The organism is Desulfovibrio legallii (assembly GCF_900102485.1).
GTDB lineage: Bacteria > Desulfobacterota > Desulfovibrionia > Desulfovibrionales > Desulfovibrionaceae > Desulfovibrio > Desulfovibrio legallii_A.
Window position 1 is genome coordinate 17,202 of the sequence record NZ_FNBX01000021.1, and the last position, 14,896, is coordinate 32,097.

Genomic DNA, 14,896 nt, shown 5'->3' on the forward strand with positions numbered 1-14,896 from the left:
TTTGTGCCGTGAATCTTTTTGCCGGGCGCGTATTGCGGATACAACAGCGCCAGGGGGATGCGCATGCGGGCGGAAATTATCTCTGTGGGCACGGAGCTTTTGCTGGGGCACACCATTAATACGGATGCGGCCCATGTGGCGCGCGAGCTTTCCGCCCTGGGCGTGGACCTGTTGCAGGTTCAGACCTTGGGGGACAACGCCCCGCGCCTGGAGGCAGCCCTGCGGGAGGCCCTCGCCCGCGCGGAAATCGTTATCACCACCGGCGGCCTGGGCCCCACGGACGACGATCTGACCAAGGAAACTGTGGCCCGCGTGGCGGGCGTCCCGCTGGAAGAAGACGCCGACAGCCTGGCCCGCCTGCTGGAGTATTTCGGCAGCCGCCCCATGTCGGCCAATCAGCGCAAGCAGGCCTTGCTGCCGCGCGGGGCCACGGCCTTCCCCAATGCCGTGGGCACGGCCCCCGGCTGCGCCGTGCCCGTGGGGGAAGGGCGCTGGGCGCTCATGCTGCCCGGCCCCCCCTCGGAACTGCTGCCCATGCTGCAGGAAAGCGTCGTCCCCTTTCTGGCCGGCAGGGGCGGCGCGGTTATTGCGTCCTTTATGGTCCGCACCTTCGGCATGGGGGAGGGCGCGGCGGCTTTGCGCATTGCCGGGCTTACGGACGGAGCCAATCCCACGGCAGCCACCTATGCGGGCGACTGCGAAATGTTCGTGCGGATAACGGCCAAAGCGCCGGACGCGGCGGCCGCCCGCGCCCTGGCCCTGCCCGCGGTGGACGAGGTGCGGCGACGTCTGGGCCCTGTGGTCTACGGCGTCAATGTGGAGAGCCTGGAGGCCGTAGTCGTGGCGGAACTGGCCCGCCAGGGCAAAACCGTGGCCACGGCGGAATCCTGCACCGGCGGTCTGCTGGCCAAAAGGATCACGGACAGGCCGGGGTCTTCGCAGGTTTTCGGCTACGGCCTTGTGACCTATGCCAACGAAGCCAAGATGCGCCTTCTGGACGTGCCTGAGGCCATGCTGCGCGCCCACGGGGCCGTAAGCCCGGAAGTGGCCCGCACAATGGCGGAGCATGCGCGGCGCAACTACGGCACGGACTTCGGCCTGGGCATTACCGGCGTGGCCGGCCCGGACGGCGGCACGCCCGCCAAGCCCGTGGGCCTCGTCTATGTGGCCCTGAGCGACGGACAAAACGTCTGGCTGCGGATCATGCGGGCGCAGGGACGGTATCTGGGGCGGGAGCGCACCCGGCGGCTGGCCTCCAGCCACGCCCTGGACATGCTCCGCCGCCGCCTTACGGGGCTGCCTGTGGAAGGCGACTGGGCCCTGGAGGAAGGCGGCACGGCGGTGGGATAGGGCCTTCTGCCCAGCGGATGCCGGGGCGTCGGCGCAGACAGACGCCCGCCGCGGAAGCACAATCCTGCCTCCGCGTGGCTGCCCGCCGAAGTGCGCTGCCCTGGGAAAGGCGCCTTGGCAAGAGCTGCGCGGCTCTACTCCGCGCCGTCCGTTGCGTCCGCTTCGCCGGTCAGGCCGAATTCCGCAGGAATCTTCACATAAAAGATCTGCATCTTTTCCGCCCGGATGCGCTCGAACAACAAGCGGCAGTGCTCCGGGCTTACGGCCATAGTCACTTCCACGGGTTGCTCGCCGGTTTCAAAAAAGCGGGTGGTGCGGTACGCGCCGTCTCTGCCGTAGCCGCCTTGCGCGGCGCTTACGGTGGCCCCTTTGATGCCCAGCGCTCTGGCCGTGGCCAGCAGCCATTCCGCAACGCTCAGTGCGCCGTGGCTGCGCTCCTGCTGGGTGAAGAACACGATCTGATAGCCCTGCATTTTTGTCTCCCCGCGCTGCCGTCAGTGGGGCTGCGCGCATGTGGTCCGCCGTGCGGCCTCAGTGTCCTAAGGAACGGATCAGGCCCACTGTGCCCAATCCCAGAAAAAACAACAGCAAGGCCCCGCCCAGGTGGAGCAGGGCGGCCCCGGCGGCCATAAGCAAACGTTGTTCCTGCAGCAGCAGGCCCACTTCCGCCGTAAAGGTGGAAAAGGTCGTCAGCCCGCCCAGAAAGCCCGTGACCGCAAGGAGCCGCCAGTGGGGATCCAGGCCGGGCAGCGCGCTGAAAATGGCCGTGGCCAGGCCGATAAGGTACCCGCCAAGGCAATTGGCCGCCAGGGTGCCCAGGGGGATGGGCGGGAAAACGGCGTTGAGCCCCAGCCCCAACAGCCAGCGCAGGATGGCCCCCACCGAAGCCCCCACGCTGATGCACAACAGATTGCCGAACATGCGCGCCTCGCAGTCTCACATCGTTACAGGCCGGAATGGCCCCGTGCCGCGGGCCGCACCAGACAGACCAGCAGCAGCGCGGCCGCCAGCGAACAGCCCGCGGAAAACCGAAACGCCCAGGCCGGAGCGGCCGCGGCGTAAATGACGCCGAAAAGCGCGGACGCGGGCAAAAGCAGCAACCCTACCGTCAGATTGAACCAGCCGAAGGCGGCCCCACGTTTGCCCTGCGGCGCGAGATCCGCCACCAGCGCCTTTTCCACGCCTTCTGTTGCGCCCAGGAACAGACCGTAAAAAGCAAACAGCACAAACAGGGCGGGGAGGCTCTCCCCCACAAGGCTCATGCCCGCATAAAAGGCCCCGTAGGCCGCGTAGCCGCAGGCAAGAACGGTCGTGCGGCCCAGCCTGTCGGAAAGGGCGGACAAGGGGACGGAGCTCGCCGCGGCCACGGCGGAGACTGCAGCCCAGAGCAAGGGGATGTACACCGCCTGCACGCCAAGCTCGCCGGCGCGCAGCAGCAGGAACATATTGGAAGAATTGCCCAAGGTAAAGAGGGCGGCCGCCAGCAGGTATTTTTTGAACGCCGGGGGCAGCGCCCGCAGTTTCCAGTCAAATCCCGACGCAAGGGCCTGTCGCGGCCCCGAAGATTCGTGCAGCCCCAGCGAGAGGCAGAAGCAAAGGAGCGCCGGGGCCAGGGCCCAGCAGAAGATCTCGCGCAACGGAAGCCCCCAGGCCAGAAGGCCCCAGGCCGCCAAGGGGCCGAGAACCGCCCCCGCATTGTCCATGGCCCGGTGCAGGCCAAAGGCCAGCCCCCGCCGCTCGCTTGCGACGCAGGAGGCCAGCAAGGCGTCCCTGGGCGAGGTGCGCAGCCCTTTGCCCACGCGGTCGGCAAACCGCACCGCCAGCACCCAGAACCAGCTGGTTGCAAGGGCAATGAGCGGGCGACCGAATCCGGCTACGCCATAGCCGAACACGATCCATGGCTTTGTTCTGCCGGTTTTATCGACAAGCAGGCCGGAAAAAAGTTTCAGCAGGCTTGCCGTGGCCTCGGCTATGCCTTCAATAAGGCCAAGGGAGCGCGACCCCGCGCCCAATATGGACGTAAGGTAGAGGGGAATAAGCGGATAAAGCATTTCGCTGGCGCTGTCGTTGACAAGGCTGATCAGGCCCAGCAGCCAGACGTTGCGCGGAAGGCTGAACAAGGCTCGCAGCACGGCGCACCTCCAGAATGGCGGACGACACAAGGCTTAGTTACGCTGTTAAGCGCTGAAACGAGCGTTCCGCAAACTTCGAGAATGCACATTCTCAACGTTAATCTGCCCCGTTGCGCAAGCACAATAATCCCCTAGAAAGGGCAAGTAAAGCGGGGAGAGGTGGCTATTATGCGCCCAATGGGGGCTTACGGCTGCACAGGCGGTAGTAGAAAAGCAGAATATAGAGCGGCACCAGGTAGGCCGCGGCCATCAGGGCCTCTGTGGCGCTGAAAAATTCCATGCAGACAATCATCAGCAGCACATTGTTGATAACCCCGCAGGAGATGAGGAAGGCCAGCTTAAGCTGCCGGGGCATGCCGCGGGTGAGGGGCAGAGCGGCCAGGGTCATGAGCAGGCAAAGCAGGCAGGCCGCCAGCAGGGCGCGGAGCATAAAGGCCGGGGACTGGCGCAGCAATCCGCTGTAGGCGCTGAAAATGGCGCAGTTGGAAACCACCACGGCCCCGGTAAGCAGCGGGAACTGCGCGTTCAGAAGCGCGGTGCGCAGCCGGTGCAGGTGCACGCGGGTCAGGTGGGCAGCCGCAAAAGGCAGCAGGATGGTCAGCGCCAGGGAAAAGCTCATCTTCCCCAGATGCAGGTGCTCCGGCATGGCCAGGGGGGCGAGGCCCAGCAGACGCAGGCCCGCGTCCGTGCCGGACAACAGCAGCGGCAAGGTCAGAGGCAGGAGCAAAGAAGTGGCAATGTTGCCCACCAGGATGAGCGCCGTGTTGCCGCCCAGCATGAGCGAAAAGACCGCCGCCATAACGCCCACGGGCGCGGCCCCCAGCAGCAGCGCGCCCAGGGCGAACTGCGGCATGCAGATCCGAAACACGGCAAAACAGACCAGCGCCAGCAAAACAAGACGATAGACGGTAAGGCGGCAGAGGGGCCCCTTCATGGTGCGCAGCTGGGCCTGCAGATCTTCCAGCCCTACGGCCAAAAAGCTCATGTACAGCATGAAGATAAGCGTGGTGCGCGGCATGGCGGCCAAGGGCTCGGCCAGACCTGGCAGGGCCACGCCTGCGGCCATGGAGGCCAGCGAGGCCGTGACCATGATGATGTCCTGGGGATTCATAAAAAACCTTACGCGGGACCGCCGCAGGTTTGGGGCCGAGGGCGGCGTGGATCGCAAGCGGGGAATAACGGCTTGCGAGGACGTTGCTTTTTGTCCCTGTGGTATAGCGGCATTCACATAGTTATGTGAGCTACCTACACCTTTTCTATGCGGCGCACAACAAACGGCAGTCTGCGAATTTTGCGGGTAAACAGGCGGACATTCATACCCGCGCGTCTTGCCCAGACGGCGCAGCCAGCGAGCAGGCGGGCATAAACAGATTGTAATTGAACGGGATCGCGCCGGGAAATTTCTGCAGAAGGGGCCTTGGCGGTATCTGGGCATGTCCAGGGGGGAAGCAGAATAGCGTCGGCGCTGTCACGCCCTTGCAGCCGCGGCATCTTTTGAATGTGCCGCTCGCAAGGCCCGCGCCAGCGCCTGACCACGCGGGCCGCTACGAAATGTGCGAAAAACTCTGGTCGCTACCTGTGACTGCGCCTGACCAGACAATGCCCGCACGTTTTTTTCAAAAAAATGGCGAAGTCTCGATCCTCAGGCGCCATTTGAGCCTCCTGGGGCAATCAATGCGGATATCTCCGGACCGAATTTTCCGCAGGCAGGCATCAAGATTCATCCGGCCGCAGGGCCAAGGCGAAACAATTACGCAGATCCGGAAGGTTGCTCTGGGGCACGCCAGCGTCAAGGAATATATCTTCCCAGTGCTGCGTGATCGTGCCTTTGAGTTCGTCAATAATAGCCTGGGCCTCAGCGGATTGTATGCCAAAGTGTCTGCCGGCAGCCAGCAGATTGCTTAATGTGGCTTTTCGTCCTTCCGGTCCGATGCCGAGATGCAAGGATCGGGGGCTGTCGTCCATGACCGGCTGTGGCACCACGTCATAGGCCGGAGAGAGCGCCCAGCCGGAGCGGCCATTGGAGGCAGGTTGAAGCAGAAAGCCATGGTTGCGCAAATGGTCGTCAGAGTTATTGCACAGTGCATTGAATGCCATGCGTCGATAAAGTTCCCGCATGTCATGGTGGGTTGCAGGCGCTGAATAAAAATCACGCCGCATGCTGGTGGCTATATCCGCATAGGTTGCCGGAGAGTCTGGCTTTGCTGCGCCAATCAGCGTCATTGCCGAGACAAAGGGGATGCGATGGACCGTGTCCGCGAGGCGTTTTCTGTCAAAGCGTTCAACCAGCAGAATATCCCGGTTCCCCAGGACCGTAATCCTTTTTGTTGCGGCCACGGTTATGCCGCACAGCGTTGCCAGAGCCATGGTTGCATGCTCAATACGGCATGTTGGCCAGGCCTCGCGCTCCTTGCTGAATTTGGCAATCCAGAATTTTCCCTCAGATTCAAATGACGCCTTCGGCCTTGCCCCGCCGATTGAAGAGCCTCTGACGAAGAAGCGCCTGTATTGCGGCTCAAGCTGGTCTGCCTGCTCAACATCGTCGGTCGCCATGAGCATGCCTTGAAGATTCAGGTCGGCTCCCGGGAGGTTCATGGCCCATGGGGGGGTATCTGTGAATGGGGGCACCTTGGGGGCGCTGCTGAAACCCAGGGCCCCGATCCTGTCTGGCCCAGCGTAGAGCATGTAATCGAAATCTGAGAGTCTGGCTCCTGAACCCTCTGCAGCGATATCAAGCAGGTGACGCCCCCAGTCGTCAGGGCAGGCATCAAGGATACCGTTAAAAAGAGCCCCGCCAAGCGGGCCTTCGTAAGTGTGCTCACGCTGAAGCGGCAAGGATATGGGATCAACGGCCACGGCGTCAGCCCGCTCCAGATAGCGGTTGGAATACTCAAACAAGCATTGACTGAAACGGCCGTCCTGATAGTACCGGATGCGGCCAGCTACAACAAACTGCCCATCCATGTGCATATGCACATATGCCTCGCGCGCGATCATTGCCAGGCTCCTCAAAAATCGTATGAAATCTTTTCTGGGGCTTTCTTGCCCTCCAGACGTCTGCGCTCATGCGCAAGTCCGATCATGTCCGTTTCCATGGCCGCCACCGTATTGATGTCGTTTTCAAGTCCAAGTGTGAGCAGGGCCGTGATGAGCGTTCCCATGCTTGTACCTGGTGTCCCGCGTTCAAGCCGCTGCAGTGAGCCCACTGACACCATCATGAGCTTGGCCATGGCATGCAGGGTCAGACCCCGACGCTTTCGCGCCAGCTTGATTCTGCGGCCAAGCTCCTCAAGTTTCGTTTGAGCCGTCGGGGGTAAGGCCGTGATAGATGATGATTTTTTAGTCATAAATAATACTTTTTTGACATTTTTTATCAATATATAGCTAATTCAGCGCTGGTCAAGGGGAAACTTTTTACCTCCCCCAAATTGTGTGATGGGTCAGAAAGAACAAATAGCTGCTCGCAACATGGCAATTTACTTAGAATGACATGCTGGAGCAAACGCTGCCATAGTGAAAATATTGTCGCGCGTCGAAGAAGAGCCGCTGAACTGTTTTTGCCTGCGCAGGGCTTGCCTGCACGTCGCCATCGTAGGGATTGTATACGCAGTGGACTGGTCAAAACAGATGGACTTCACGGTCTGTCGGTTCAGTTTTGGGAATTCTACCCATAAACGCTACTTCTTTTTGGGAGGATTACCTGAGCACTGAAACGGATCGACTTCGACGCAACGCTGCGCGGGTTGAGTTCATTGCCTGCATGGATGAAATCGAGCGCTTTCTTGCTCAAGGTTTCGACAAAAAAATGGTCCATGCGCGACTTGTGGAAGAGGGACGCATTTCTATGGCCTATGTGACGTTCTGCAAGCTGATCGCCAAATCCGCCAGTAATGCCCTGCATGTAGCCAGTCTGTATCCGGCTTCCTCGCAAGCGCTCACTAGGCCCGGCAATTTGAGCACGCCTCAGTCTGGCCTTTCCCGGTCAAACGTTCCAAAAGTCGCCAAGGTGGACGGAGAGACATTTAAGGACCCAAAGTCCGTTGATCTCAACTCTGTTTTTTAAGAAGGAGTAAATCTTATGGGCACAATCCATTTTATCCAACAGGGTAAAGGCGGCGTTGGAAAGTCTGTCGTCGCCGTGATCCTGTATCAAACCCTGACCGCACTCGGCAAAGATGTCGCGGCATTTGACACTGATCCGGTTAACGCCACGCTGTCCAGCTATGCAGAGTTCGGCGTCACCAGCCTCGATATTCTGAAAAATGACAACATAGACGCTAGAGCCTTCGATCAGCTTCTTGACGAGCTATTTTATCTGCCGGAACAGATGCACGCCATTGTGGACAATGGCGCGTCCTCATTTGTCGCCCTTGGAGCCTATATCAAAGAAAACGCCTTGCTCTCCCTTCTCCGGGAACAAGGGCACCAAGTCTTTTTTCATACGGTGATCACTGGCGGACAGGCTCTTGGCGATACGCTTTCCGGTTTGAAGGTACTGGCGGAAGGCTTCCCGGATACTCCCATTGTGGTGTGGTTAAATCCGTACTTTGGAGAGATACAGAGAGACGGCAAAGGTTTTGAGCAATTCCAGATTTATCAGGATTTTTTCAGTCAATTTCAAGCGATCATCACGCTTCCACAAGGCAACAAGGCCACAATCGGCAAAGATTTGGAGGAGCTTTTTGCTAAACGGATGAGCTTTAAGGCCGGGATTGATTCCAGTTCATCCATTGCGGTGCGGTCCCGTCTGAATCGGTACTGGCAAAGCCTTATCGCCGTGGTCGAACAAGCCGGAATTGCGTAGGGGGGGACATGTCTGAACAAGAAGAAACACAAAATGCGGGTGCCGTTTCCCCGGCATTGCCGGACGGGATCGGCCTGACTCTTGACGATGTGCGGGCACTGTTGGCCAAAGAGCATGAAACCATCGTACCGAAAGACGATCCCATGCTCATGATCGTAACGCTGCTCAATGCCTACTTGGGCGAAGTGGACAAGCTCCATGCCCGGCATGGCAAGGCTCTGGCGGCGCTCATGGCGGGCAAAACGGACGCCTATGTCAAAGGAGTTCAGGGGGCCACGGATGCCTTGGCCGCGCAACTTTCCGCGTCCTCGGTTGAGGGCATCCGCAAAGTGTTTGCCGAACACGCGGGCCAACTGCAAAGCCTCAAAAGCGGCATGTGGTATGCTGCGGCCATTGTGGCAGTTTCGGCCCTGGTCAATGTAGCGGTGTTCGTACTGCGGGGGGTGCGGTGATGATGGCCACGGATGCAGGATTTCGGGAAACGCTGGCCTACAACTGCGGCCCGCTGTTCATGGATGCCCTGAAAAATCCTGAAGTGATTGAAATTATGTTGAACCCTGACGGGATGCTGTGGATCGAGCGGTACGGACAGGATCAGGAGCCTATCGGCACAATGGAGCCGGTACGGAGTCGGGCCGTGCTCTCCCTGGTGGCCAGTGCTCTGGATCTGACGGTCAACGATCACTCCCCGATCATCGAAGGGGAATTTCCGTTGGACGGGTCCAGGTTCGAGGCGACCTTTCCGCCCATTGTAAGCGCTCCGTCTTTTTCTCTCCGCAAAAAGGCCAGCAAGGTGATGAGCGTTGAAGACTACGTGGCGGATGGCGTTATCACGCCCGCCGTGGTGCCGTTCCTTGAACACGCTGTAGTGACTCGCAAAAACATCATGGTCGTAGGCGGCACGTCCAGCGGCAAAACAACCTTTGTCAACGCAATCATCCAGAGAATAGCCCTGCTCTGTCCCTCGCATCGGCTGCTTATTCTGGAAGACACGGCGGAACTGCAATCCCAAAGCCCGAACACGGTTTTTTTTCGTACCTCGCCACTGGCCGGGGTGGATATGCGGACTCTGGCCAAGGTTGCCATGCGTTATGCTCCCCGGCGTATTCTTATCGGTGAGGTGCGCGACTCTGCCGCCCTGGAACTGCTCAAACTGTGGAATACCGGACACCCTGGCGGCGTGGGCACGTTTCACGCGGACAGCGCGGAAGAGGCGCTGCCTCGCTTGGAAGAGCTTGTGGAGGAGGCTGGCTTAGGTTCCAAGCAAAAACTTATTGGAAGAGGTGTTGACGTGATCGTCTTTATGGAAAAAACGCCGGATAATCGCCGCCGTCTTTCCCAGATCATCAAAGTGCATGGATTCAATCCTAAAACGGAACAGTACGAAACGAGCAACGTCTATACTGTTTCCGCCGCATGAGAGGGCTATGGATACCACCAAAAGCAACACGGATATACGTTGCGGCAACTGTCATAGGTTGCTGGCACGGGGGGATGTGCAAGCCGGAGTTATAGAGCTTGTTTGCCCTCGTTGCAAAACCCGCCTGATCCTGCGGGCCTCGCGCCCCAACCTCGCGCCGCAAGACGGCCTCTACGGAGATCGTCATGCGCGTACATCTGAAGCCCTCCTCGAACAGCACTAAAGGCCGTTGGCTCCTTTTTTGCCTTCCGGCCTTGTGCCTTTGTCTCTTCCCTGAAATCGCCGCCGCCTCCGGGGGCATTACGGAATTTTCCAGCCCCTTGGAACGTGTGGTGAACACCATCACCGGCCCGGCTGGCAAGTGGATTTCGATCACCGCTATGGCGATCTGCGGGATCATATTCATCATGAACAAAGACGACATTTCCGGGGGCTTCAAGCTGCTGCTCGGCGTCGTTTTCGGAATTTCCTTTATCGCTTTCGCGTCGTCCATCGTCAATTCGGTGTTTTCCTTTTCCGGGGCGGTGCTGTGATGCGGACGCTGCCCATACATCAATCGTTGCATAGACACGCGCACGTACTCGGCGCGGAACGGGAACTGGTCATGACGGCCGGGCTGGTGGCACTGCTGGTCGGCGTGGGGGGCCTGACGGTCCTTTCCGGCGTGTCTGCCGTGGTCTTTTGGATGGTGGTCGTGTTCGCGCTGCGGCGCATGGCAAAGGCTGATCCGATCATGTCGCGGGTCTGGCTGCGGCATATCAAACAACAGGATTTTTACAGGGCCAAGTCCGGGCGCTGGCGGGAAGGGGGTTTCACATGCTGAAACTTGCCGACTTCCGCACAAAAGCCAAGGGGCTGCCGGACCTCCTTCCCTATGCCGCGCTAGTCGCGCCGGGTGTGGTCCTGAATAAAGACGGTTCCTTTTTGGGGGCTTGGGAAGTTCGAGGACAGGATACGGCCAGCGCCACACCGGACGAGTTGGCCTATCAGTCCGCGCAATTCAATAACGCGATCAAACTTCTGGGGACGGGGTGGATGCTGCATATGGACGCGATCCGCAGTCCACACGCGGCTTATCCGCCCCGTGAGGCAAGCCGTTTTCCCGATCCTGTCACGCAACTGATCGATGATGAGCGCCGGGAGTTTTTCGGTCGGGGCACCTGCTATAGCACAAACACGATCCTTTCCGTAACGTACAAGCCGGATTTCAACGCCACGCGGTTGGCTGGCGGAACGCAATCCGGCGCGGCCTCTGCCGGAGTGTTGGACAAGGGGCTTGCCCACTTTGAAAATATCCTGGAAGAATTGGAAGATGCCCTGTCCGCCGTGCTCCATCTGGAACGCCTGGGCGAGTATGACGCCTTTGATCCAGACGGAAACGCCTACCGGCAATCAGACGTGCTTTCTCATCTGCAACATTGTTTGACGGGCGATCTGCATCCTGTCCGAGTGCCGGATACGCCCATGTACTTGGACGCCATACTTGCCAGTGAAGAACTTGTGGGCGGAATTGTGCCGCGCTTGGGTTCCCGGCATTTGGCCATGTTGTCCATAGACGGTTTGCCGCAAGAATCATGGCCCGCCATGCTGGCGGCACTGGATGGCCTCCCGCTCTCGTATCGCTGGTCCAGTCGTTTTATTTGTCTGGATCAATTTGATGCTGTGGCGGAAATCAATTCGTACCGGAAGGGATGGCGGCAACAGGTTTACAGGTTTCTCGATCAATTCCTGAATAACCCGAACGCGCGGGCGAACCGGGACGCTCTGCTTATGGCCGAAGATGCGGAACAGGCCATGACGGAAGTACAGGGGGGGTATGTGGGCGCGGGCTATCTTACGTCCTGCGTCGTGCTCATGCACGAAAACCGGGAGACGTTGCAGGATTGGGCGCGGGAACTGCGGCGCACGGTACAAACGCTCGGTTTCGGCTGCCGGATTGAAACGATCAATGCCCTGGAAACCTGGTTGGGCAGTATTCCGGGCAACAGTTTTTCAAATCTGCGGCGGCCTCTCCTGTCCACGTTGAACCTTGCGGACTTGCTGCCGCTGTCCTCAGTATGGGAAGGGGCCGCGCATTGCCCTTGTCCGTTCTATCCGCCCGACTCGCCGCCTCTGGCCGTGTTGACCACGGACGGGGCCACGCCGTTTTTTTTCAACCTCCATTCCGGCGATCTTGGCCATACACTTGTATTTGGGCCTACCGGCTCCGGCAAGTCCACGCTCCTGGGGCTGATCGCGGCGCAATTCCGGCGCTACGCTGGCGCTCAGATTTTCGCCTTTGACAAGGGGCGAAGCCTGCTTCCGCTGTGCCTCGCGGCGGGCGGCGCTCATTATGACGTGGGCGCGGGCGGCCTGTCGTTCGCGCCGTTGCAATATGTTGATTCCGATTCTGAACAGTCCTGGGCGGAAGAGTGGGTGGCCTCTTTGTTGGAGTTGCAAGGCTTGAACGTCTTACCGCTCCATAAAAACGCCATTCATGAAGCCATGTCCCTGGTCCGCTCGAACCCGGAACATCTGCGGTCCCTGTCCAGTTTTTACAGTTTCGTGCAGGGAGAAGACATAAAGCAAGCCCTCCGCCACTACACACGGGAAGGGGCTATGGGGCGTCTTCTGGACGCCAAGCCGGACACCTTGGGCATGTCGCCGTTCATGGTTTTTGAACTGGAAGACCTCATGAACCTGGGGGACAAAAACCTGATCCCCGTCTTGCTCTACCTCTTTCATCGGATTGAAAACGCGCTCAATGGGCAACCTTCGCTCCTGATACTTGATGAGGCTTGGATCATGCTTGGGCATCCGGTTTTCCGCGCCAAAATACGAGAGTGGCTGAAAGTGCTCCGCAAAGCGAATTGCGCCGTACTCCTGGCCACGCAATCCCTTTCCGACGCCAAACGCTCCGGCATTTTTGACGTGCTTGTGGAGTCCTGCCCGACGCAAATCTTGCTTGCGAACCTTTCAGCACGACAGGAAGGGCAACGGGATTTGTATACGGATATGGGCCTCAATGCCCGCCAGATTGACATTATCGCCTCGGCCACGCCGAAACGCGATTACTACGTGATTACGCCGCACGGGCGGCGGCTGGTGCAATTGGCGCTCGGCCGCAAAGCGTTGGCCTTTGTTGGAGCCTCGGACAAGGAAAGCCTTGCCCGCATTCGGCAACTCTCCGGCGAGCACGGCCCGGAATGGCCGTCTTACTGGCTGGCGGAACGCCACGCCGCATAAGGAAAAAGACAATGAAAGTATGCTGTATTCTTCTTGTGGGATTTTGCCTTTTCAGTGCTCCGGCATTTGGCATGACGGTATATTGCACAAATTGCAGTAACCAAATGACGCAAGCATTGGAGCGCGTCACCAATGTTTCACAACTCAATAAGCTTATTGATCAATACGCGGAAGCCGCTCAGCAAACGCAACAACAAATCCGCATGGTACAGCAAAATATTGAGCAGTATCAAAACATGCTGCAAAACACGGCGCAACTGCCCGCGCATCTCGTCAATCAACTGAATGGCTCACTTTTACGGCTGGCCAGTCTTACCCGCGAACTCAAAACGCAACGCGGGGACGTGGTGGGCCTGGGGCAAGTCTTTATGAATCTGTTTCCCGATCAGAGCGAGTTTGCGGACTTGGCCGGGACCGGGCCGCAAGGGGTGAACGCGGCGAATGCCCGTTACCGGGAAAAATGGGATTCATGGTCTGAATCCGTTGATCAGGCGTCACAGGCCACATTCCAGCTTTCGGGCAAACAGCTTGAGGACTTGCAAGGAAACGCCTCGGATATGCAGGCGTACCTTGATCAACTGCTAGCCACGCCTGACGGGCAAATGCGGGCGATTCAGGCGGGCAATCAACTGGCCTCAATCCAAATTCAGGAAGCCCGCCAGCTTCGGGAACTCATGGCCACTACGGCGCAATCTTCCCTTGCCGCGCAAATGAAAGCCGAAAAAGAAGGCCAAATGGAACAAGAATTGTGGCGGGATATGACCAAAACGGACAAGTTGGGTGGCCTGACTTCCAAGCCGGACCCGTTTTAGGGGCGGCTATGAACAAGCCGCGTTTCGCTCTCTTCGCCCTGGTCTGCCTGCTGGCCGTCCTGTGTCTGCCGGGCGGCGCTCTGGCCGCTGCGGATACGGATTTTGTGTCAAAGTTGGTGTCGTCCTTTTATGACAAAACTTCGGCTTGGGAACCGATTCTGAAAAAATACGCTCTGCTTGTGTTCCGTTGGCTGCTGATTCTTGAGGTATGCTTCCTGGGAATCAAAGCGGCGCTGAATCGGGAACAAGTGGGGGATATATTCAAGCATTTCGTTATGCTTCTGCTCATGGCGGGCTTTTTTCTGGCCGTAATCAACAATTATAAGGAATGGTCGTGGAATCTGATAGACGGTCTGAAACAGATAGGCTTTGAACTGAGTTCCCCGCAATACTCTTCCGATTCGCCCTTTATCGCGGGAATGAAGATCGTCAACCTCATTCTCTCCAAGCTCTCGGCATGGTCGCCGGGCAACTCCGTGGCCCTCTTGCTTGCCGCCCTGGTGGTCATGGTCTGTTTCGCCCTGATTTCGGCGCAAGTAGTGTTCATTAAATGCGAAGCCATGATCGCCATGATGGCGGCGTTGATTCTGGTGAGCTTTGGCGGCTCGTCCTTTCTGAAGGATTACGCCGTCAACGCCTTGCGCTATGTGCTGGCGGTGGCCTTCAAGCTGTTCGTTATGCAACTGGTGTTAGGGGTGGGTCTTGCTTTTATACAGGACTTCGACACGTCCACGGCGGAACTGCAAGATATTTTCATTGTGATCGGCGCGTCTATTGTGCTCCTGGCTCTGGTCAAATCCATCCCTGACACCTGCGCGGGAATTATCAACGGCTCCCATGTGTCCGGGGGCGCGGCCATAACCGCCGCCACCGCCGCCGTGGGCGGGGCTGTGGCCGGGGCTGTGGGCGGCTCCATCGCGGCGGGACGTTCCGCCGCTGTCACGACGCAGAATGTCAAAGACGCCTCGAATATAGCAGGGATGGAAGGCAAGTCCGGCATGGGCAAAGGCGTTTCCGTGGCCCGCTCCATGTGGGGCGCTCGGCAGGATGCCAAAACGGCCGGGGAAAAAGCCCTGGCCACTCGTTCCCGCTCGGAAATGAAAGAACGTCTTGAGCGGGCGCGGATGGCAACAGAAAGCGACAATTCATAGGA

General features: G+C 58.9%; 17 protein-coding genes. 11 read left to right on the forward strand and 6 right to left on the reverse strand.

Going from position 1 to position 14,896, the window contains the following annotated elements:
* Window positions 1-63: 63 nt before the first annotated feature.
* On the forward strand, window positions 64-1,350 hold the full coding sequence (locus BLS55_RS10650; RefSeq protein ID WP_092155039.1) for a competence/damage-inducible protein A: 1,287 nt from the start codon (window positions 64-66) through the stop codon (window positions 1,348-1,350).
* 134 nt (window positions 1,351-1,484) lie between these two features.
* Here the strand turns inward: BLS55_RS10650 and BLS55_RS10655 are convergent, their stop codons facing one another.
* From BLS55_RS10655 to BLS55_RS10680, 6 genes are all read right to left on the reverse strand, one after another.
* Window positions 1,485-1,823, reverse strand: a complete 339-nt coding sequence (locus BLS55_RS10655; RefSeq protein WP_092155041.1) for a DUF190 domain-containing protein — start codon at window positions 1,821-1,823, stop codon at window positions 1,485-1,487.
* A 58-nt stretch (window positions 1,824-1,881) separates the two neighbouring features.
* Window positions 1,882-2,271 carry a fluoride efflux transporter CrcB gene (gene crcB, locus BLS55_RS10660; RefSeq protein ID WP_092155043.1) on the reverse strand — a complete coding sequence of 130 codons (390 nt, stop codon included), beginning with the start codon at window positions 2,269-2,271 and terminating at the stop codon, window positions 1,882-1,884.
* 23 nt (window positions 2,272-2,294) lie between these two features.
* On the reverse strand, window positions 2,295-3,482 hold the full coding sequence (locus BLS55_RS10665) for an MFS transporter (RefSeq protein WP_092155044.1): 1,188 nt from the start codon (window positions 3,480-3,482) through the stop codon (window positions 2,295-2,297).
* 166 nt (window positions 3,483-3,648) lie between these two features.
* Window positions 3,649-4,593: a symporter gene (locus tag BLS55_RS10670; protein ID WP_092155046.1), complete on the reverse strand. Its 945-nt coding sequence runs from the start codon at window positions 4,591-4,593 to the stop codon at window positions 3,649-3,651.
* 602 nt (window positions 4,594-5,195) lie between these two features.
* Entirely contained in the window at window positions 5,196-6,479 is a 1,284-nt protein-coding gene (locus BLS55_RS10675) for a type II toxin-antitoxin system HipA family toxin (RefSeq protein ID WP_092155048.1), read from the reverse strand.
* Between the two features lie 11 nt (window positions 6,480-6,490).
* Window positions 6,491-6,829 carry a helix-turn-helix domain-containing protein gene (locus BLS55_RS10680; protein ID WP_092155050.1) on the reverse strand — a complete coding sequence of 113 codons (339 nt, stop codon included), beginning with the start codon at window positions 6,827-6,829 and terminating at the stop codon, window positions 6,491-6,493.
* Window positions 6,830-7,137: 308 nt separating this feature from the next.
* Here BLS55_RS10680 and BLS55_RS11950 point away from each other — a divergent pair, with 308 nt between their 5' ends.
* From BLS55_RS11950 to trbL, 10 genes are read left to right on the forward strand one after another with little or no spacing between them, the layout of a single operon-like run.
* Window positions 7,138-7,545: a TraK family protein gene (locus BLS55_RS11950; protein ID WP_180365456.1), complete on the forward strand. Its 408-nt coding sequence runs from the start codon at window positions 7,138-7,140 to the stop codon at window positions 7,543-7,545.
* A 15-nt stretch (window positions 7,546-7,560) separates the two neighbouring features.
* Entirely contained in the window at window positions 7,561-8,286 is a 726-nt protein-coding gene (locus BLS55_RS10685) for a nucleotide-binding protein (protein ID WP_092155052.1), read from the forward strand.
* Between the two features lie 8 nt (window positions 8,287-8,294).
* On the forward strand, window positions 8,295-8,738 hold the full coding sequence (locus tag BLS55_RS10690) for a hypothetical protein (RefSeq protein WP_143339554.1): 444 nt from the start codon (window positions 8,295-8,297) through the stop codon (window positions 8,736-8,738).
* The gene (gene trbB, locus BLS55_RS10695) at window positions 8,738-9,706 is read left to right on the forward strand and encodes a P-type conjugative transfer ATPase TrbB (RefSeq protein WP_092155056.1); all 969 of its coding nucleotides are present in this window, start codon (window positions 8,738-8,740) and stop codon (window positions 9,704-9,706) included. Before BLS55_RS10690 ends, trbB begins: the two co-directional genes overlap by 1 nt.
* 7 nt (window positions 9,707-9,713) lie before the next feature.
* Entirely contained in the window at window positions 9,714-9,929 is a 216-nt protein-coding gene (locus BLS55_RS12410) for a Com family DNA-binding transcriptional regulator (protein WP_180365457.1), read from the forward strand.
* Window positions 9,892-10,239: a TrbC/VirB2 family type IV secretion system protein gene (locus BLS55_RS10705; RefSeq protein ID WP_092155058.1), complete on the forward strand. Its 348-nt coding sequence runs from the start codon at window positions 9,892-9,894 to the stop codon at window positions 10,237-10,239. Before BLS55_RS12410 ends, BLS55_RS10705 begins: the two co-directional genes overlap by 38 nt.
* Window positions 10,239-10,529: a conjugal transfer protein TrbD gene (gene trbD, locus BLS55_RS10710; RefSeq protein WP_180365458.1), complete on the forward strand. Its 291-nt coding sequence runs from the start codon at window positions 10,239-10,241 to the stop codon at window positions 10,527-10,529. The genes BLS55_RS10705 and trbD overlap by 1 nt, the downstream gene beginning before the upstream one ends.
* Window positions 10,523-12,931 carry a VirB4 family type IV secretion/conjugal transfer ATPase gene (locus BLS55_RS10715; protein ID WP_092155062.1) on the forward strand — a complete coding sequence of 803 codons (2,409 nt, stop codon included), beginning with the start codon at window positions 10,523-10,525 and terminating at the stop codon, window positions 12,929-12,931. The genes trbD and BLS55_RS10715 overlap by 7 nt, the downstream gene beginning before the upstream one ends.
* An 11-nt stretch (window positions 12,932-12,942) precedes the next feature.
* A complete protein-coding gene (gene trbJ / locus BLS55_RS10720) occupies window positions 12,943-13,743 on the forward strand; it encodes a P-type conjugative transfer protein TrbJ (protein ID WP_092155064.1) in 801 nt (266 codons plus the stop codon).
* Between the two features lie 8 nt (window positions 13,744-13,751).
* Complete coding sequence (gene trbL / locus BLS55_RS10725; RefSeq protein WP_092155066.1) at window positions 13,752-14,894, forward strand: P-type conjugative transfer protein TrbL; 1,143 nt, start codon at window positions 13,752-13,754, stop codon at window positions 14,892-14,894.
* The last annotated feature ends 2 nt before the right edge of the window (window positions 14,895-14,896 follow it).

What these genes read in the sequence shown, in the direction of transcription:
- crcB (WP_092155043.1), bottom strand. Translation starts at nt 2,271, where the DNA reads ATGTTCGGCAATCTGTTGTGCATCAGCGTGGGGGCTTCGGTGGGGGCC.
- BLS55_RS10675 (WP_092155048.1), bottom strand. Translation starts at nt 6,479, where the DNA reads ATGATCGCGCGCGAGGCATATGTGCATATGCACATGGATGGGCAGTTT.
- trbL (WP_092155066.1), top strand. Translation starts at nt 13,752, where the DNA reads ATGAACAAGCCGCGTTTCGCTCTCTTCGCCCTGGTCTGCCTGCTGGCC.
- BLS55_RS10690 (WP_143339554.1), top strand. Translation starts at nt 8,295, where the DNA reads ATGTCTGAACAAGAAGAAACACAAAATGCGGGTGCCGTTTCCCCGGCA.
- BLS55_RS10655 (WP_092155041.1), bottom strand. Translation starts at nt 1,823, where the DNA reads ATGCAGGGCTATCAGATCGTGTTCTTCACCCAGCAGGAGCGCAGCCAC.
- BLS55_RS10670 (WP_092155046.1), bottom strand. Translation starts at nt 4,593, where the DNA reads ATGAATCCCCAGGACATCATCATGGTCACGGCCTCGCTGGCCTCCATG.
- BLS55_RS10715 (WP_092155062.1), top strand. Translation starts at nt 10,523, where the DNA reads ATGCTGAAACTTGCCGACTTCCGCACAAAAGCCAAGGGGCTGCCGGAC.
- BLS55_RS10685 (WP_092155052.1), top strand. Translation starts at nt 7,561, where the DNA reads ATGGGCACAATCCATTTTATCCAACAGGGTAAAGGCGGCGTTGGAAAG.
- BLS55_RS10650 (WP_092155039.1), top strand. Translation starts at nt 64, where the DNA reads ATGCGGGCGGAAATTATCTCTGTGGGCACGGAGCTTTTGCTGGGGCAC.
- trbJ (WP_092155064.1), top strand. Translation starts at nt 12,943, where the DNA reads ATGAAAGTATGCTGTATTCTTCTTGTGGGATTTTGCCTTTTCAGTGCT.
- BLS55_RS12410 (WP_180365457.1), top strand. Translation starts at nt 9,714, where the DNA reads ATGGATACCACCAAAAGCAACACGGATATACGTTGCGGCAACTGTCAT.
- BLS55_RS10705 (WP_092155058.1), top strand. Translation starts at nt 9,892, where the DNA reads ATGCGCGTACATCTGAAGCCCTCCTCGAACAGCACTAAAGGCCGTTGG.
- trbD (WP_180365458.1), top strand. Translation starts at nt 10,239, where the DNA reads ATGCGGACGCTGCCCATACATCAATCGTTGCATAGACACGCGCACGTA.
- BLS55_RS10680 (WP_092155050.1), bottom strand. Translation starts at nt 6,829, where the DNA reads ATGACTAAAAAATCATCATCTATCACGGCCTTACCCCCGACGGCTCAA.
- trbB (WP_092155056.1), top strand. Translation starts at nt 8,738, where the DNA reads ATGATGGCCACGGATGCAGGATTTCGGGAAACGCTGGCCTACAACTGC.